The organism is Flavitalea plasmicola, from assembly GCF_030546645.1.
Lineage (GTDB): Bacteria > Bacteroidota > Bacteroidia > Chitinophagales > Chitinophagaceae > Puia.
In genome coordinates this window covers 740,545-759,915 of the sequence record NZ_JAUOTO010000005.1, presented here as the reverse complement: position 1 = coordinate 759,915, position 19,371 = coordinate 740,545, and the positions used below count along the sequence as shown (strand labels likewise).

General features: G+C 51.7%; 13 protein-coding genes. 8 read left to right on the top strand and 5 right to left on the bottom strand.

The window, feature by feature from the left end:
* Nucleotides 1-7 precede the first annotated feature (7 nt).
* Nucleotides 8-2,446, bottom strand: coding sequence for a hypothetical protein (locus tag Q4E93_RS21360; RefSeq protein ID WP_303588710.1), 2,439 nt, complete (start codon nucleotides 2,444-2,446; stop codon nucleotides 8-10).
* A 155-nt stretch (nucleotides 2,447-2,601) separates the two neighbouring features.
* On the opposite strand from Q4E93_RS21360, the gene Q4E93_RS21355 reads away from it, so the two are divergent.
* Complete coding sequence (locus Q4E93_RS21355) at nucleotides 2,602-3,219, top strand: Pr6Pr family membrane protein (protein WP_303588708.1); 618 nt, start codon at nucleotides 2,602-2,604, stop codon at nucleotides 3,217-3,219.
* Between the two features lie 9 nt (nucleotides 3,220-3,228).
* Here the strand turns inward: Q4E93_RS21355 and Q4E93_RS21350 are convergent, their stop codons facing one another.
* Nucleotides 3,229-4,071 carry a hypothetical protein gene (locus Q4E93_RS21350; RefSeq protein ID WP_303588706.1) on the bottom strand — a complete coding sequence of 281 codons (843 nt, stop codon included), beginning with the start codon at nucleotides 4,069-4,071 and terminating at the stop codon, nucleotides 3,229-3,231.
* Between the two features lie 149 nt (nucleotides 4,072-4,220).
* Here Q4E93_RS21350 and Q4E93_RS21345 point away from each other — a divergent pair, with 149 nt between their 5' ends.
* The 3 genes from Q4E93_RS21345 to Q4E93_RS21335 are packed head-to-tail and all read left to right on the top strand — an operon-like array spanning nucleotide 4,221 to nucleotide 10,677.
* Nucleotides 4,221-5,336, top strand: coding sequence for a trypsin-like peptidase domain-containing protein (locus tag Q4E93_RS21345; RefSeq protein WP_303588705.1), 1,116 nt, complete (start codon nucleotides 4,221-4,223; stop codon nucleotides 5,334-5,336).
* Between the two features lie 5 nt (nucleotides 5,337-5,341).
* Entirely contained in the window at nucleotides 5,342-6,433 is a 1,092-nt protein-coding gene (locus tag Q4E93_RS21340; protein WP_303588703.1) for a hypothetical protein, read from the top strand.
* Nucleotides 6,430-10,677 (top strand): AAA family ATPase, encoded by a 4,248-nt coding sequence (locus Q4E93_RS21335; RefSeq protein WP_303588701.1) that lies wholly within the window; start codon nucleotides 6,430-6,432, stop codon nucleotides 10,675-10,677. The genes Q4E93_RS21340 and Q4E93_RS21335 overlap by 4 nt, the downstream gene beginning before the upstream one ends.
* Here Q4E93_RS21335 and Q4E93_RS21330 read toward each other — a convergent pair.
* Nucleotides 10,672-12,009 (bottom strand): hypothetical protein, encoded by a 1,338-nt coding sequence (locus tag Q4E93_RS21330; RefSeq protein WP_303588699.1) that lies wholly within the window; start codon nucleotides 12,007-12,009, stop codon nucleotides 10,672-10,674. The two genes, Q4E93_RS21335 and Q4E93_RS21330, sit on opposite strands and share 6 nt — an antisense overlap.
* A gap of 789 nt (nucleotides 12,010-12,798) precedes the next feature.
* On the opposite strand from Q4E93_RS21330, the gene Q4E93_RS21325 reads away from it, so the two are divergent.
* Together Q4E93_RS21325 and Q4E93_RS21320 are read left to right on the top strand one after the other, a co-directional pair.
* A complete protein-coding gene (locus Q4E93_RS21325) occupies nucleotides 12,799-13,347 on the top strand; it encodes a CPCC family cysteine-rich protein (RefSeq protein WP_303588697.1) in 549 nt (182 codons plus the stop codon).
* Between the two features lie 139 nt (nucleotides 13,348-13,486).
* A complete protein-coding gene (locus Q4E93_RS21320) occupies nucleotides 13,487-15,934 on the top strand; it encodes an ABC transporter permease (protein ID WP_303588695.1) in 2,448 nt (815 codons plus the stop codon).
* A 57-nt stretch (nucleotides 15,935-15,991) separates the two neighbouring features.
* Here Q4E93_RS21320 and Q4E93_RS21315 read toward each other — a convergent pair whose 3' ends face one another.
* Both Q4E93_RS21315 and Q4E93_RS21310 read right to left on the bottom strand, forming a co-directional pair.
* The gene (locus Q4E93_RS21315; protein WP_303588694.1) at nucleotides 15,992-16,615 is read right to left on the bottom strand and encodes an NADPH-dependent F420 reductase; all 624 of its coding nucleotides are present in this window, start codon (nucleotides 16,613-16,615) and stop codon (nucleotides 15,992-15,994) included.
* 62 nt (nucleotides 16,616-16,677) lie between these two features.
* The gene (locus Q4E93_RS21310; protein ID WP_303588692.1) at nucleotides 16,678-17,430 is read right to left on the bottom strand and encodes an SDR family NAD(P)-dependent oxidoreductase; all 753 of its coding nucleotides are present in this window, start codon (nucleotides 17,428-17,430) and stop codon (nucleotides 16,678-16,680) included.
* A gap of 150 nt (nucleotides 17,431-17,580) precedes the next feature.
* On the opposite strand from Q4E93_RS21310, the gene Q4E93_RS21305 reads away from it, so the two are divergent.
* Nucleotides 17,581-17,892 (top strand): winged helix-turn-helix transcriptional regulator, encoded by a 312-nt coding sequence (locus tag Q4E93_RS21305; protein WP_303588691.1) that lies wholly within the window; start codon nucleotides 17,581-17,583, stop codon nucleotides 17,890-17,892.
* Nucleotides 17,893-18,159: 267 nt separating this feature from the next.
* On the top strand, nucleotides 18,160-19,248 hold the full coding sequence (locus Q4E93_RS21300) for an outer membrane protein assembly factor BamB family protein (protein ID WP_303588690.1): 1,089 nt from the start codon (nucleotides 18,160-18,162) through the stop codon (nucleotides 19,246-19,248).
* Nucleotides 19,249-19,371 lie beyond the last annotated feature (123 nt).

Here is a 19,371-nt window from a genome sequence, read left to right as displayed (position 1 = left end):
TACTAAATCACTTCCTCACCATCATCTTCGTCCCGATGATCCTTTCCTTCTTACGATCATACAAGCTGATCCAATAGCCGCCTCTGCCCAATAACGCCGGTCGCACCGTAGTGACGGGCGCATCCTGCAGCTCCTGCTGAAAGACCTTCTGCCCCAATGCATTCCGAATCACCAGCCAATACGATTTACCCGGATGAAGTCCGCTCACCAGGAAGGAACTTCCGAAAGGATTGGGAGAAAAGCTGATGGGTACGTCGGGGAATTCAGGGTCGATGATCCCGGTGACAGGACTGCGTTCCACCTTCACACTATCCACATCCGTCAGCCGCGTATAGCAGCTGTCACTGGTCCGCATCCGGACATAGATCCAATTCACCCCCACCGCCAGCGTGGAAGGATCCAACGTGAGGACGGAGCTCGCACCTTCGGCCTGTAGCAAATGGCTGAATTCCCTGTCGCTGCTGAAAGTATACAGCGGTGCAGCTCCTCCCCCGCCTGCGTCAACAGCGGTAAGGATCACGGGGTCGACCAGGTTGACCACTAATGAAATATTGGAAGACAGCCTTACCTCCGGCGTGTCGGCGGTAATGACGGTGAAAGTATCTGACCAACTGCGGCTGCCGAGGGCATTTGCATACGTCACTGACAACACATGTGCTCCGGGAGCCAGACTACCGACATCAAAGGACAGCGTGCTGTCGGCTCCGATCACCAGGGCCGCATCATCCAACGCGGCAGCGCTTACAGTGCCACCCGTCGTATCCGGCAGGTTGAGGAGCCTGACCCTTTGGATACCCGCCGTGCTGCAAAAACTGTCGGCCATGTCCGCCAGGACAGGGGATGCAGGGGGATGGGGGATGGCGCCGACATTCAACCTGTATAACATGCGCCCCAGTACAAGGTACCAATCGGCATCCCTGTAATACGTAACGCCCAGCGTGGAACAGAGATCCGTCACCTGGCGGGTGTCCTTATTGACAAAAAAACGCCTCCCTGGGAGCGTGACATGAGCTCGCTGACTGGCAACGATCATATCCCCGTTGGCCCCCAACCGGTCTATATACCGGTCACTGGATGCAAATGTCATCTGTTCGCAGAAGCCCAGGGTATCCCGTAGCCATACCTGCAAAATACCCGCGCTATCAGGCCGGGTGTATGCCGTATACTTGTTGTTCGCCTGGTAATCATCTCCGGGCCTCGCTTCCCGGGTGCCCATGTCACTGAGCGTCGTATCCGACTGTCCGTTGTTGAGATGAATGGAACAATGCTGATTAGTGCAACAGGGATCGGTCTTCCTGTAGAGCGTGTTGTATCCGTCGGTCACCGGCGCTGTATTCCATTTGCCATCATCCGTATTCGTCAATACGGTAGAGGTCCCTCCTGCATACCGGTGGATATTATAACTCCTATCCCAATAGACTACCACCCCATTGGCAGCCACATCATTATCGTCATTGCCTGCCGTATTGGAGACGACCGTGTCCCGGAGGATCCGGAGATCCCGGAGATGAAGACTGTCGTCATCCGACCAAAGGGCAAAATCCCCCGCCGTCTGAAGGGATATGCTGCTATTCAGGGGGCCCAGGGAATACAAGTTCCCTCCATTCCAATCGTACAAAGAAAATCTTGCCAAGCTGTCTTGCTGGCTGAACAAAGCTCCGTAAGGCGTCAGGCGATTGCCGTAATAGCCGGTCCCCAATACTCCCTGGTAGGGGACGTGCGTCGTATCCCCCGTTCGAATATCAACGATATTCGTGACCAACAGTTGGTGATAGTTGAAATCCCGGATCTGGTCGCCGGCAGCAAACACCTCTTTAAGGTAAGGACTGCTCTCCACATAAATTTGTGCTGGAACAGCATATGCCTGAAATAAATTATCGGTGGCAACGATCTTCAAAGTACCCAGGCTTCCCTGATAGGCAGAAAGATCGATCAGCGTATCTACACTGTCAACGGCAAGGAATTGATTGTTCCCATTGTTCCATCGTATACTCAAACTGCATGATCCCATGGTGGCCGTACACCGCGCCTTAATGGGCAGGAAGGGCCTTGCTACACTCCAGCTTAGCGGCGATTCAATAGTAAGGAGGGGGGAATGGTCGTAGATAAATACCTGACTGTCCACTGCCCGATTGCCTGCGGTATCGACAGCAGTGACATACACATACAATAGTGTCAGCTGCGGCAGGCCAAGTAAAGAGATCCTCCCAACATAGTGCGCACGCGGGGGATATGGACTCGTCAATACCATCTCCCTGTCGGCCACCTTCGCCGTAACGCTGGCCAGGGGAAGCGTGCTGCTAACTGAGACGTCCACCTTCAGCAGACTATCGACGATCGGCGTGGTATGGTAGCCATAAGGTTCGTAAAAACCAATTCCAATGGTCTGCCCGGATACACCCAGGCAAATAATGCAGCAGGCAATAAAGGCGATGGTCTTTCTCACACGAAGGTTTGTCTTCGAAGGTAAAACACGGGATAGCCAAAAAGCCTGATCGCCGTCATACCCGTCTTTGATTGTACTCAGAAGTCCTTCTTCCCGGCACCCCAAGCAAGTGTTTACACTTAACTCTATTCTTCGTATCTTTCCAACAGACGGGAATGAAAACAAACAAACTATATCTGCTGATCATCGTGCTCATGGAACTGTTTGCCCTCATCGCGCAGCTGGTACTGCTGCTGCAGGCAGCCCGTACCCCCCTGGCCGAGGCGCTCACCCGTTATTTCAGCTACTTCACTATACTCACCAATATCATCGTTGGCGTCTATGCCGGCGTTCATTGCTTCACGCCGCCGGCCAAACGCACCGGCTTCTTTTTCAGGCCTTCCGTCGAGACCGCCATTACATTGTACATCACCATCGTGGGCCTCACCTATACGCTGGTGCTCCGGCAACTATGGAGCCCCAAAGGCCTGCAGGCCGTGGTCGACGATATATTGCACACGATCGTGCCGGTGATGATCCTGTTCTACTGGTGGAAATGGGTGGAGACGCGTCGGCTGAAATATGGTAATATCCCTTTCTGGCTGATCTATCCTGCCGTATACGCGCTGCTCATACTGATCCGGGGGCATTTTGGCAGCTGGTATCCTTACCCTTTCCTGGATGTCCTTCAATACCTGTATGGACAGGTGGTGATCAACTGCATCTTCATGCTCCTGGCCTTTGTCCTCTTCTCCTCGTTGTTCGTCTGGGCGGGGAAAAGAAAGCCAAGATAGCGACCGGCGCTATAACCCTCCCTGGCAATCATACCCGATCGTAGCGCTGTCGAATTGATAGGTCGTATGCGCCACCGTGAAGAAATTTTGTGTCGTGCCGGCAAAGGGCACTATGCTGACAGGAAGACCAAAGGCATTGTATGTATAGTCGGCGACGAGGGGATTGTCGACGCTGTAATCTTTATCGATGAACATCCAGACCTTGCTGGTGCGATGGTAATTGATCTTGTTGTCATACGTCCTTACTGCAGCGCTGGTATGCGTTCCGGATGTCTGTGTGAGGGTGGGCTCCATCCGATTGCCATGTGCATCATACGCATAGCTCGTCACCAGGGTGAAATTGCCGGCAATAAAGGTTTCCTTGCTTACCCTGCCTTTGTCATCGTATTCGTACAGGATGATGTCTACTCCGGTGAAATATTTGGGATCGATCACAGGCCGGCCATCGACGACGCCCGGAAAGTCATAAAGGGAATCTTTAACGATCCTGCCCTGCGCATCATAAAAATACCTGTTCCACCGTTCGACGCTTCCCAGATCATCGATGCGATACGCTCCAATGAGATCGGTGAGGCGGCCATGCGGGTCGTACCTCAGCAGCCAGTTCGGATGACCGGTGGATCCATGCAAGCCGACGATGGACACAGGATCCCCCGAAGCATTATAGGAGAAGCGCAACGTATCCTTCTGCTGGTCGTCGGATTGCACCAGGTTGATCTGCCGGATCCGGCAGGGGCAAAATTCAGCGGCAGGATTGTCTTTCAGGTAATCGGTGGACTTTTTACAGCCGGGCAATAGAAGCAGGATGAATGCCATTGCCGGCAAAATGCCTGGGGAGTAATGCTTTTTCATAAAAAGGGGTTATACCCAAAGCTACGTTACCCGGCAGCCAAAAGAAAGAGTGAAAACGCCCATGTCGTTGACATAAGCAAAAATGGGTGTTTTCACGGGTACGTACTTGGCATAACAGATTGTAAATTTAGCGTTCCATTCCATTTCAAATGAAAATCAAGGGCGCACAACATAAAAAGTTGAAAGAAGCGATCCTGGACAGCTTCTCACCTCCCGATCTCGCTACCTCCCTGCTGGAAAGATTGGATATAAAAATGGCCGTTGTCGCCCCGCAACAGGGGAACTTCGAAAATCAGGTCAGCGGCATGATCGACTGGTTCAACCAACGCAGCTGGATACCCCGGCTGTTATCGGCCCTCACCGCCGAGCGGTCGGATGAGGACAGCTTCAGTCAAATGTCCTTCGAATGGGGGCTGGGCGCCGGTTTTTATGCCGGGGCGCCGGCCAATCCGCTTTCCCGGAGCATGCTGGAAAAACTAGTCAATGAGGAGCCGATGGTGGACATCCGCGTATTCCTGAAGAACCTGGCCGATGCAGGCAGGTGTGTCTGCCGCATAAAAGCCACCGATGCGAAGGGGGTATCCAACTATGGGACGGGTTTTTTGGTGGGTGAGGACCTGCTGTTGACCAATTATCATGTGCTGGAAGCCGCCATATTAGACGAGACCCTCGCCGGCCAGGTCGTTTGTAAGTTCGATTATGAAGTGGACGATGCCGGCAAAACGATCAATCCAGGCGTGGATCATGGCCTGGCCGAACACGCTCCTATCCTGGCCAGCAGCCCTCCTTCCGAGCTGGATAAGTGGGGCAGCCAACAGCTGGATGTCGAATGGCCGTCCGGCTGTCTCGACTATGCTCTTGTAAGACTTGCCGAAAAAGTGGGTTCACTCCGTTATGGGATCAACGGCGCCAACTCCACTTCCGAAAAAGCCGCCGCCCGGGGATGGATCACCCGGATCGCAGCCGATCCCGCATTGGATAAAGGCAATATCATCGTGATACAGCACCCGGACAAACAGCCGATGAAAGTAGCCATAGGGTTCAACCGCATCATCGGTTCCGATGCCCATAAACGGCGGCTGCGTTACTCGGTGAATACGATGGAAGGATCTTCGGGCTCACCCTGTTTCGATGAAGGGTTCAACTGGATCGCGTTGCACAACACCGGTGACCCTAACTATTACGCGAAATACAACCAGGGCGTCGTCGCCGGCCGCATCGTAGAAGACCTGGCCAAAAAAGGATATTCATTAACTGGAACCTGATCGATATGAACATACCCCCGGACTTCCGAACACTGCTGGTAAACGCCATCTTAGCCTCTTTCGATCCGGAATCGGCATTCGAGGATATGACGAAAGGCCATGACATTGGGGTGAAGTATTCGGAAATACGCTCGATGAATGATGCCTACCCGGTGGGGCTGGGGAAATACATCGACGCCGTCTGGCAGCGGGGTAAGCTTCCCGGGCTCATGAAGGCGCTCCTGGAGGAAAGAAAGGATGACGATGATATCACCAGCGCCCATACAGCTTATCAATCCCTCTTTTTCGAGGACAATGGTGAAATAAAATTAAACATACAGCTCTTCTTCAGGGAGATCCTGAAGAACCAGTCCCTGCTGTTCATCTGCAGGGAACCTTTTTCTGAGGGAATGGCCCGCATGGTCAACAAGAAAATTCCCAACCTGATGAATGTAACAGGGGAACCCAAGTCGGGCCTAAGCTATGTGGATAATTACCTGACGGAGATCAGCGAAAAGCTCCGGTGTTTCAAGTCCATCTATCTGAACCTGATGCTCATCGGAGAATTGTATCCGACGGAGACGCTCACCGTTGCGCACCTGGCCGAGGTCATATCCCGGCGGCTGGGACTGCCCTGGCCAGGGATCAAGGACTTTAAATACAGTCATTTTATCCCCGCGTTGGAATATTATTTCGATGAATTGGAAAGCAAGGGGGATACCCTGCTGTTCTTCATCGATCAATTCGACTATCCCAATGACCCGGACGTTAAGGGTTTTGTAAAAAGATTCGCAAAGATCATCCTTCGCTATTCCAGGATCTACCTCATCTTCACCCCTTATGACAAATGGGAGAAGGAGTGGGAGGAAGATGACGTTCTCCAGACGGAGATAATACCATTTAAATCCTTTACTGAGGTGGAGATAGAGCAGTACCTGGACAGGCTGTACCACAAGCTGAAGGTACCTCCCCATCTGAACAAGCCGACCTTTATTCAGTCAGGCCTGGCATGCATAAAGCCCGAGCATTATGACACGACCCATGGGTCGAATGTCCCCGTTGTCAGCCGCGAGCTGAAAATATGGTACAGGGAAGTAAAAAAAGAATTAACACCATGAACGAAGGCCAATCATCCGCCGGGGATCAATCCATCGATCTTCAATTCATCGAAAGGATGAAGAAGAAGGTCGAGGAGAGCCATGTAGACCCCTCCGGTGAGGCTGCGTTCAAGCTGGCCACCCTGCACCTTGAATTCGATTTTGGCACCCTCACGAGAGAGCTGAGCCGGCTGTTCAATTACAGCCTCAGCGCCAACAACGAAGAGACCCTGAAAGAATATTGCAGCTTTATTCCCATGCGGGACGCCTATGCCCTCAACGAGCCTGTCCGTACCCAGCTATTGAGCCGCATGTCGCCGCCGGAGATTAAGGAAATGATCGCGGGCATGGCATTCGACAAAGCTGACTGGCGGCAACGGCTGCTGAACCGGCTGATCAGCGGCGAGATCCCCGACCTGGCTGCCTTGTCGCCGGAGGAATACGTGCAGGCCTACACGATGTTGCGATGGATCAAACATCCCGACATCGCCCTGCCCTCCCAGGCTTCGCTGCTGGCGGCCATACGTAAAGAGGCGCAGAAGGCGCCGCTGCGGAGGCTGACGGCCAATTTCAGCGGCCGCGAGACACAACTTGCCCGGATCGCCGCATTCGTGCGTCCGGCCGTCGGACAACAGCAGGATAGCAGTGATTTTATGTTTATCACGGGGGTGGGCGGCATCGGCAAGTCGACACTGGTATCTAAATTCATCCTCGACGACCTGGAAGGTGCGCACGCTGATACGCTGCTGTTCGTTCGCATCGATTTCGACGACCCCGGTTTTTCCCTGTCGGATATTACCTCCCTTATGAAGGAGGCTTTGTCACAGCTGTGCTTGCAGAACGAAAAATACGCGGAGCGCTATAACCAATTGATCGAGCGTATCCACAGCGAATATGAGCCCACTGCCTATACTGGCAGCAGCAGCCGGGAATCCGACCGCCAGAGCTTCTACATGGAAGCGCTCCATGAAGAGGAGCAGGTCGCCCTTCACAACTTCCGCTCCCCTGTCCTGATCGTATTCGATTCCTTCGAAGAACTGCAATACCGGGCGGCGCCGGCGCAGATAGAGAATCTTTTCCGCACGCTGAAAGGCATCCGCAGGATAGTGCCCACCCTGAAGGTCATCTTCATCGGCCGGGCAGAAATAATGGAAGAAAAAGCCAGGGGAGTGGACCTGCCACTGGAAAACTTCGATGACGCATCGGCCCGGACGTTTCTACATTCGCTGGGCATCAGGGATGAAGCATTAAGTCGCGACATCTTCGAAAAGTTCGGGGGCAACCCGCTGACATTACAGCTGGCAGCCAATTTGATCGTGGGTGAGCTTCCGCCGGACAAACGTTCGGTGGAAGAAGTAAGCAAGGCCGGGTTGTTTGGCGCAATAGACAAAGAGCTCATACAGCAACAGCTCGTGGCGAGGAACCTGGACCATGTTCACAACAAGGCATTGGCCGGCATCGCCGTACCCGGCATGCTGCTGCGTAAGATAACCCCCGACCTCATCCGGCATGTGCTGGCAAATGTCTGTGGGTTATCGGATATCGATGAACAGAAAGCGCAGTCCCTGTTCGAAGCTCTTAAGAAGGAGACCTTCCTGCTCAAATTCACGGGAGAGGAAGTGGAGTTCCGGAAGGACCTGCGGGTGTCTTTATACGACCTGATCCTGAAGGATCCCAAATACAAAGCCCTGGCGGTGCATGATGCCGCCGTCGATTACTACCGCCCCCGGAAAAGCCCTCCGGACCAGGCGGAATATCTCTTTCATCGCCTCAAACGGGGTGACAAGATGGATGACCTCGACCAAATTTACCGGCCGGAGATGAAACCCTACCTGGAGACGGCGCTATCCGAACTACCGGCCGAAGCAAGGGTGAGGCTTTCCGCACTGATGGGTGTCGGGACGAGCAAAGAAGGACTGGATCAGGCAAGCCTGTCGCTTTGGGAGGAATACTGGCTGGCACAGATAAAGAAGGCCCTCGATTTTGGCGACGAACAGCAGTTGATCGCTCTGCGGGAAAAACTTGCGACAAGGAAGGACCGCAGCGGCAACCCGGAGTTCCTGTATTACGAAGAGCTGGCCAGGACCCGGCTGCTGCGATTCGAACAGCAGCCCAACGTATCGATACCCGGCGCGCCTGTGGACGGTGAGGCGCCCATCACCGGTCGCTTCGATGCACTCGTCAGCTATAGACACGAGTTTTACCAGGGGTATCTCAAAGCGCGGGTGAATCTGACGATCAGGAAGCAGGGCTTCATGCATTGGCCGTTCTCAAAAGAAAATCTGCGGCTGTTGATCGATCAGTACCTCACTGTAACAAGGACCACCGCCAGGCTAAGAGAACATTATTCAACGTATGCGTCGATGTTACTGGAGGCCATCCAAAACCAGGTCATGCTCATGCCCGACGCGGATCCGATGGCCCTCTCTGAAGTGTTCGGGCTTTTTCCCAAGCCCTATATCCTGCCGGTGCGGGAATGGTATGTCCGCCGGTTCCCCAACGCCAACCTGTACACGCCTCTCCATCCCACATCTATATACCGGCAGGCCCTAAGTACCATCCTGAAAGATTATCTCGATGACAATAACCTGCCGAAGATGTACATGACCCAGGACGAGTTCATTCATAACTATGCCTTTCTAAAAGAGCATATCAAGACCACCGCCGAATTGGAAAGATATGCCCGGCGCTTATATAAGGTATACCTGAAGGATATCTCTTTACCCGGGAGCCTGGATGTTTCCCTGTTCGATTTTCTTCTTTTTGCCGAAGCGCTGCCCAGGGACGGCCGGGAGCTGGTCCTGGAAAAACTGTCTTCCCCCGTGGATTTCCGTGGAAAAAGAAATGTCCTCACGCCGGACGACTATATCAGCATGGCCGAAGTGAAGTACTGCCTGGAAAAGCTGGAAAAGACATTTGCGGGAGAAAATAAGCGCCGGTTGATCGTCTCCGATGTGCTGGACGGGGAAGGGCATCAATATGTCAACCTGGTACAGCGGAGTTATGGCGTCCAGCTTTTTGCCGTGCTGGGGTATACCTATATTCTGGAGCAGATGGGCATCCGGTTCTTAAAGCTGGCGGGAAGCAATACCGCAGCCATCATCACCGCCTTGTTCGGCATCGGCGGGCCGAAGAACGAAGAGAAAACGACAAAGACCCTGGAGCACCTGTGCCGCCTGGATCTTCGGGCGCTGATGGACGGCCCGCCTTTCATCGCCCGGATCATGAAAAGCCTGGGTACGAGCCCCGGTCATGCCGCAAGGTTCTTACAATGGATCACGGTCATTTTCGCTTTATTGATTGGCGTCTATGTGCTCGATATCCTGACGGTTGCTTCGCAGGGACACAAGGTCAGGAGCAGCCCCTATCTGATGGCGGCTTTTGTGGCAGTCAACCTGATAGTCGGCTTCCTGATTTTATATATCGCTGTTCATTTCGCCCGTCTTGCCCGCTTTGGCGCCGGGTTAAACCCGGGTCGTACGCTCTTCGCCTGGATAAAAAAATTATTCAGCGACGCGGGGATCCGGTCCGTGGAGGAAATGATCCAGAGGACCGAAACAGCTCCGGCCCTGGAAGCCAGGCAGGGTACTAACTATAACACCCTTTTGCTGAAGGGTAATGTCACCTTTCTTTGCGCCGACATCATCAGTCAAAACCGCATCCTGTTCCCGCAGATGTCTTCTCTCTTCTGGACTAAGGAACAATTGGCGCAGCTGGACCCGGCCATTTTCGTGCGGGCAGCCGTCAGCGCGCCGTTCGTTTTCGATGCCTATACCCTTGATAACATTCCCGTCAAGGCGCCGGAGATCAAACAGGCCTGGATCGATCTTTTGGGCGAATATGACCCTCCCGGCGGCGCCGCCTTTGCGGATGGCGGGGTCTTCTCCCTCTTTCCGATCACCTTATTCCAGGGCAGCGGCGAGAACGCTCCCATGCCGACCTTCGGGGTGGATACAAAACGTTTTCCGGAAAAGATCGGCGCGACACCTATCCGGCGACTTAGCTGGGGGACCTATATCATGCGTTTATTGGACACGACCAAATACAATCTCGACAGGGACCAGGTCACCCGGGGAAAGGCGATGGAAAAAGCCATCTGTAACATCGGGATAAAGAAGATCGGCTCCACCGGCTATTTCCTGTCGGACGAAGAGAAACTGGAGCTATTCATTTACGGAGCGCAGGCCGCCTCTGACTTTTTGATCGGCTTCGACTGGGAGGCTTACAAGCGGGGGCTGAACACGCCCACTTCGTTGCGGTTATAGGGGCGTCCTGATCTCTTCCGACTTCACATAGGGCGTATATTTCAGCTGGGTGTCCGAGAAGACTACCTCCCCATCCGGCGCGAATACCAGGCAATTCAATTCTGTTCCCGCGCTATGGCGGATAACGGCGCTGGACCACAGCCGCTGGCTCACCTTATTACTGCCCTTGGATACCGCGGCCAGCTTTACGAAATAAACAGATCCGTCCTTCAGGACACTGGTGAGCCGCTCCGCCCGGAGCAGCGTCGTCAGGAGCGTGGCATGGGAGGTGGGGTCTGCGGTTGCCAGCATTCCTTTCAACTGGGTATACGCGTTGTTCAGTGTATTGATCACATCGGGACAAGAGGAAAGTTCGTTGAGCCGTCCCTGCAACCGTTGCTTCTTGCCCGGGTCCGTTTCTTTCGCCAGGGCATCGGTGAGGCCCGTGATCATATCGTTGACGGCGTGCAGCAGCGTGGCGCCTTCCTTATTCTTTCCTTCCAGCTTTTCCAGCAGGGAGAGGAAGGGGGAAGCGGCTGCGTAGTGCTGTACGATGGTGTTTACAGGGAACATGGCGGGATGCCAGAGTTTCCAGCCGGCGGGGAGTACGGCCTTGAATTCGGCCGCCAGCGCGGCGTCATCGATGGTGAGGTCAAAATTCTTATAATCCGTGTTCACGCGAAACAAAGACACCATGTCCACGGCCGTCCGTAAAATAGCCGCTCCGGCATAGCCTGCCATCACGGGGCCCGGGGCGATGGCAGCCAATCCTGCCAATCCTATCGCAGCGGCTGGCGGGACGCCGCCCGGGTGGGGACCATCGGTAGCCGTTTCGAAAGCCAGCTTTCTTTCCGGGAGTGGAGGAACGGTCTTTTCTTCCACTGTCGCATCGAGCAGCCACGCCGTATGCTGATTGGCCGAGGCCATATGCTGCTCCAATACAGAAAGCTGCGTTTTCAGTCCCACATAGAGCTCGATAAGGGAAAGGTCGGCCGCGTTGCAGATCACCAGCCTGATATCGTGCTTATTTTGGAAGACGGGCCCGCTCTTCATCGATTTTCCCAGGGCGGCGAACGCGGCCTTCAGGGATTTACGGGCGAGTATCCGGCTTTCGACGAAAGTGCCGTCGCTGGTGATATTGCCGGCCAGGGCGGTGATATCCGGGCCTTTCACCTGCTCTTTCTGCGCCTGCACTGTGGCTTTGCCGGCCTCAGCAATAGCTTTTTGCGAATCCGCCTGTCCCTGGGCGATCTCATTCCTCAGCTTGGCCATGGCGGCCTGTTTTTCCAATTCAAGCTCCTCGGGGCCTTTCAGCCGGCCGTTGTCATTGTTGGGCATAAGATGGGTTGTCATTAAAGGTAAGCCGTTTAGCCTGTTCCAGGCACCGTTAAAACACCCATATCGTTTAGTTAAGGAAAAAAGGCAAAAACACCTCCCTGGAGCTAAAGACTGCACCATAACAATCAACAAATTAAAGCCTACCTATAGTACTCCTAATCCTTGGATTCATCTTTGATTACCGGAACCCTGCCCGACACCTTCTTATAATATCCATCAGCAAATACCTTAAATCCAAAACCGCACCCGGAATATAGATTCTTCCGCGCCTGATTTACAGTCAACCCTTTGTCTGTAAAATAAAAGGATATCCGACAAGTAGTGTCATCCCCAGGATGATACATCGCCCGATTGTGTCGGTATAATAGTGTGTCCACCAAAGTGCCGGAGTTATAGCTGGGTGCGCCGATACAGATATATAAGCTCACAGCAATCTGATCAGGACTGATGAGTTTAACCCGGACGCGCCCGTTGTATCCGTATGTCTCCCCATGCCTGATATAGGTTTTGCTATTCAATTTATACGTTCCCGTGGGATTAAAAGCGGGGAGGATTTGTTTTGTACCCTGCCCAATAGCAAGATACTGAAAGATCAAAAGTGACAGGAAGAGCAACAAATGTCGGGGCATAAATAGGGGCGTGTTTGATGATTTCGATTTACTTTGCCGGTCCCTTGTTAAATACCTGATAAATCTACGATACTGCCTTCAATTATTGGGGTAAAACACCGGGTTCATTTACTTAAAGATCAGACATCCTTGTAGTTCATATAATAATGCCTTGGAGGTTTTTTATATTTGCAACATGCATCTCCAAACTGGCCTTTCTGAGGACGACAATCGACTAATCGCGGCATTCCATGCTAAACGGAAGTTATTCGACGACTATATACGCGTTCGCGCCCTGGGGCTCTTCACCTGCCCCGGCTGTGGTTATCCTACATTGCACCGCCGCGGCGATTTCTCGATTTGCGAGGTTTGTTTTTGGGAAGACGATGGCGAGGATGATGAAACAACCAGTGTAGTCGCGGACGCACTTACTGCATTCGGCGGGGTCAGCGGCCCTAACGGTCAATTGACCCTGACTCAAAACCGGCTCAATATCGGCCGTCAACTTGAAGAAAACGCTGCCGCCACTCACGGCGTCCCCGATCTCGAGCCAGCGAGCGTTTTGAAGACGTTGGACGTCTTCAAAACAAAACGCGAAAAGATCGAGGAAAAACTTTCACCCGATGCCCAAATCACAGATCCCGCTTGGCAGGAGTTAAAGAACCTCAGGGAAGATTTGAAACGTGCACTAGCTGTCTCCACCCATTTCCCATATGATCCATCCACCACACCCAAATTGTTTTAGTTGCTGCAACATAACATGGGCGACCGGAACCGAACTCCCGATGTATCGAAACCGAACAACGACGCCTAATTTATTACAATTCATGCGTTTGATTATCAGATCGATGTAAAACGGGCATTCCCTTTGAAACACTTTGCGTATGTTGAAAAACTATCTGAAAGTCGCCTGTAGAAACCTGTTGCGCAATAAAACATTCTCTTTTATCAATATGGTTGGGCTGGCCATCGGTCTGTCCAGTTTCCTGCTGATCGCTTTGTACGTGATGGATGAGCTGAGCTTCGACAGGTACTACGACCAGGCAGGGAACATCTATCGCATCGAGCTGGATACCCGCTGGGGTGGTCTGGACTTGCGAATGGCCCAGATAGGAGACCCCATAGGCCCCCAGCTGAAGCATGACTATTCCCAGGTGGAAGAATATACGCGGATCTTTTATAGCCGCAATGACCCCGGCCTGGCGAACAAACTGATCGGGAAAGGCAATGAATATATCACGGAGGCCAATACGGCCTATGTGGACTCCACCTTCTTCAACGTCTTTACATTTCCTGCGCTGGAAGGCGATCCCCGCACTGCGTTGAATGAACCGGGCACCATGGTGATCACCGCCTCCACCGCGACCAGATATTTTGGTTCTGCAAGCGCGGTGGGAAAGACGCTTGCCGTAAAGGAGAATGGCAGGGATGTTCCTTATAAAGTGAACGCGGTCATCAAAGATATCCCCGGGAACACACATTTCAACTTCAATATCCTGTTCTCGATGAAGAGCCTGCCTTACCATTGGGGACAGGTGGGCAACAGCAACTTTTATACTTACCTGGTGCTGAGACCAGGCCCGGATGCAAAGCGCTTCGAAAAAGAGTTGAACGGGTATATCCTGAAATATTATACGCCCGTGTTGAAGGATTTCAATATGAGCAGCATGGAGGAATTTGAGAAAGCCGGCAACAGCATCCATTTCAAACTGACACCCGTCACCAGCATCCATTTGTATTCCGACAGGCAGGCAGGCGAAGAGATGAGCCCCTCGGGCAGCATTCAATACGTGGCCATCTTCTCGGCCGTGGCCCTGTTGATCCTGCTCATCGCCTGTATCAATTTTATGAACCTGACGACAGCCCGCTCCGCAGGGAGGGCCAGGGAAGTAGGTATCCGCAAAGTGCTGGGCACCCGGCGGAAAGAATTGATCCTGCAGTTCCTCACGGAATCTACGCTGATGGTATTGTCTTCCTTGGTGATCGCTATCGCCATCGCCTATTTGATCTTGCCCCTGTTCAATTCGGTGGCAAACAAGTCCATGAACATACAGCGCCTTTTCTCCCCGGTGATCTTACCCCTGATGCTGGCACTGCCCTTTGCGGTGGGCCTGCTCGCGGGCAGCTACCCCGCCTTTTTTCTTTCCGGGTTCCGGCCGATCGAAGTGTTGAAAGGAAAATGGAACATGGGTACAAAAAGCGGTGGCCTGCGCAGCACCTTGGTCGTATTCCAGTTCACTACTTCTATCATGCTGATCATTGGGACCATCGTCGTGTACAGACAGCTTCACTTCATTCAAACCCGTGACCTCGGATTCAGTAAAGAACAGGTCCTCGTCATCAACGACGCAGATGCACTGGGTAATAACGCCGGGCCTTTTAAGAAACAGGTGATGCAGCTGTCCGGCGTCAGGGGCGGCGCCCTCAGCGCCTACCTGCCCGTAGCCAATTCCTCGCGCAACGCGTATAATGTTTTCAAAGATCCCGTGGCCACCGCGGACAATAGCTTCAATGCGCAATTCTGGGGCATTGATGACGGCTACCTGGAAACGATGGGCATCAAGCTCCTGAAAGGGAGGAATTTCTCGCCCGCCTTCCGCATGGACTCCTCCGCGTGGATCATCAATGAAGCGGCGGCCCGGACACTGGGCTACGAAGATCCGGTGGGAAAGAATATATATACCATCGACAACGGGAAGGCCACCGCCCACCCCATCGTCGGCCTTGTAAAGAACTTCAATTATGAATCCCTGCACTCGCCGGTGGGACCCCTCATATTTGCCTTGCAGAGAAGCACGGGTCTCGCCTCTTTCAAAGTAAACACAGCCAACGTCAGCCCCCTGATCGATCAGGTGAAAAGTGTATGGAAAACCATGGCGCCGGGTATGCCATTCAGCTATCGTTTCCTCGATGAATCCTTTAATGAGATGTACCGGGCCGAGCAGCGTGTAGGAGAGATTGCGATGATCTTCTCCGTATTGGCTATCCTCATCTCATGTCTGGGTATATTCGGACTGGCTACCTTCATCGCAGAACAAAGGACCAAGGAGATCGGCATCCGCAAAGTGCTGGGAGCAAGCGTTCAGGGTATCGTCAAATTACTCTCCCTCGATTTCATGAAGCTCGTGGCCATCGCCTTTGTCATCGCCGCGCCTTTTGGCTGGTGGGTCATGCATAAATGGCTGCAGGGCTTTGTTGACCGTGCAGGCTTCAGTTGGTGGACCTTCGTAGTGGCAGGGCTTGGCGCTTTGCTCATCGCACTGGCCACCGTGAGCTTTCAATCTGTCAGGACCGCCCTCATGAACCCAACCAAAAGCCTGAAGGCGGAATGATTACCGCACCACCCTAAACCTCACCCTTTCCACCCTTCCTTTTGCGATCACGATCCATCAATCGAACTTGACCAGGTCCTTAAAGATCAGTTGACCCCAGCTGTTTCCGCGCGCCTGTACAAGTAATCCGCCCTCCGAAAGCCCGCCAAGTTGGATGGGTGCAAAACCGAGTTTTTCCGCAAGCGCACCTATTTCCGTTGCCGCGCCTTCATCGTCGCTCGCCATGAACACGACTCTCCTGCCACCGTGTACGGCCGGATCCTGGTCAAGAATGGCAGCGACCAAATGGTTGAAGCCCTTAACCACTTTTCCACCAGTGAAGGCCTGTGCGACGACCTTGCCAGAAGGCAGTCCTCCCAGCTTTTCAGGGGGCACGCCGTAGGCATTGGTCACATCGACGATGGTCTTCCCCTGCCAGGAGGGCAGCGCCTTGGCGACATCCGGGTGCGATTCAAAACGCACGGCCAAAAAGAGGACGTCCGCCTTGACGGCTTCCGCCAATGTTGTGGGAATGATCCCGGGTCCGATCGCGGCCGCCGCGGGTGCAAAGCTTTTCGGGTCGCGCGTGGTTGCAACGGATACTTTGATGCCTTTGCGGGCAAACGCCTTGGCCAGCGCCTTGCCGATACTGCCGAAGCCGATAATTGCGTAGCTCGCAGCGTTGTTTCCTGACTTACTCATTTTGAAAATTATTTTAAATATTTACTGGCACGAGGTACAAACCCGCGCCAGTGTGAGGTTAATTATTTAGCCAAATAGGTCATACCACCATCAACAAGGATCTCAGCGCCCAGCATGAACGAGGAATCATCAGAGGCCAGGAAAACCGCTGTTTTACCAATGTCTGCTGGTTGCCCAATCCTGCCCGTCGGCATTACGCTTGCAAAGTGTGTTTTTACAGCTTCAATTTGCGCTGCGGGAACAAACTTTTCAAATGCAGGCGTATCCGTTGTACCTGGCGTTATTACATTTACTCTGATCTTTCGCTCTAAAAGGTCGCTTGAAAATCCTTTTGCTAAATAGATTACGGCCGCTTTTGCAGCGCCATAAAGCGTAAAAGAGGAATAAGCCCGATGCGCTGCATTTGACCCGATAAGAATAATAGAACCACCATCATTCATATAGGGCAGTGCTTTTTGAACAGTGAAGTAAACACTTTTCAGGTTTAGATCCATTGTCTTGTCATAGTCGGCCTCGTCCATAGTTGCCACCGTTCCTACCGCTCCGCCACCCGCGTTGGCAACCATCACGTCTATTTTACCAAATTTCTCGGATGTTTCTTTAAACACTCTTTCCAGATCGGCCAGGTTGGTTACGTCGGCATTGATGGCTATAAAATTATCTCCCAGTTGAGCCACAGAACGATCTAAAGTTTCCTGATTTCTGCCGACAATAGCTCCTTTAGCACCTTCATTTTTAAATTCCCGGGCAATGCCAAACCCAATGCCACTATTACCACCTGTAACTACTGCTACTTTATTTTTTAATCTGCTCATTATTTCTTTTTTAAAAGATTGAGCGACGAAGGTAGACTACTTAAGTTATTTCTAGTAACTTTGTACTGAATAATAACAGTAACATCGGTGTAACCTGGTAACATTATGGGGTGTAAAATAGAAGAGTTCCAACAGGACCAAAAGAGAAGAATGAGAGCCGTTCAGGATTCAATGGACGCGCTGAATGGGAAATGGAAAATTCCCATTATTTCGTCCATTTGCTGTTACGGCAAGAGGCGATTTTCCGATATTTTGAATGATATAGAAGGAATTTCCAACAGAATGTTGAGCAAAGAATTAAAGGAGTTAGAAATAAACCAGTTGGTCAAACGAACCGTTTTAGATACGCAACCTATAACGGTTCAATATGAATTGACGGAACATGGCAATACGTTACAAACCATCATCAGCCATCTGACAGCCTGGGGAATTGTTCACCGAAAGAAAGTTGTCGGGAAATAAAGTTCGTTCTTGATCCAAACCGATAGGTCCCTTGGGCCACCCAGGTAATAGCTCCGTCAAATTGCGGATAGCGTTGAGGCTTGTAGTGATCCCTAAACAGTTGTTGCAGTTCATGCGCTTGCCGCTCACCTTCAGTCGCAAATGACTGAGCATGGCTCTTCGGTATTGTATCTGATTGACCAGAAACGTATATCGATGCCTGGCAGGCACCACAAGCGAAAGCGATGACCGCCCAGGCTTACTATTTTTATAAAAGCCCAATTCGGCATGCAACAATTACAATTTCTGCTTAGAAACTCAATGATCCCGATAGTTCTATTTTTCTTCGGTTGTCGTTACAATGGCAATATCGTCAGTATCGAATACAAAAAAGGGGATTGGTGGGTTGATAATTTCAGAAATGGCAATTTTCCCTCTAAAACTATTTCTAAAGATAAGATCTATTGCAGCAGCCTGGAAATAGGCAGCGGAAAACCAAATCATTTTTACTGTCTCGACCTGAAGACCGGAAAGGTAGAATGGGCAACGTTGGTCGATAGTTGGGCTGCTATGCCGGCAATTGTAACCGATAGTTTTATCTACTATTGTAGCTATGTAGGCGATATTTATAAATTTGACACCCAAGGTAACCAGATTTGGAAATCAAAACTGCAAAACCCCTACGGAGGACATTCTCTAAATAGTATCAACAACAATTTACTTGTTGCAACGGTAACGAATGGTGTTTTCGAATATGACGCACAATCCGGTAAAATCGTTTCTCACATTGGGGCAAATACCTTAGGTGTACCCTTGCCCGTCTTTTACAAAGACATCAGTGTTTTTGCGGGATTGAAGATCGACAAAGACTCATCTATAAGAGGGGCGCATGCAGTTTGCAAAAGACCCAATACCAACGAAGCATTGTGGCAAAAAAATATCGGAGAAATTCCCAGTGACAAAATATTCGCCAATTCCGGCAAACTTTATTTTTTTGACTCTTCAGGAACATTAAATTGTTTGGATATTACAACAGGGATTCTAATCTGGCGCTCGGATTCATTAAGCAACTATAAAGGAGATTCTGAAGTTTTGCACCCGCATTTAGTTTTTAATAGGGACGAAATATTGTTTTACGATACTGACTTATCTAGAATTATCGAATTCAATAGTCAAAATGGCAAAATTTTAAGGGCATCTGATTATGAAAAGCTTCTAAGGGAACAGAAACTGAAAGTGGTGAAATCTCAATACCAGATTTTGGGCGCTGACAACCACACAAGGTATTTTGTCAGTGTAACTGACAGCCTGGAAGCCCCCGACGGCAACGCCAAGACTTTTAATATCAACATAAAAAAGGAAATCGATAGGAAATAACTGACTTTCAAGTATTATTCCCCCGTTAAAACACCCATTTTGGACTAAGTCAACGACATTAGTGAAAACACCCGAAATAAATGTCTTTTGGCGGCAAGATGCACAGGATCACCGTATTGCAGG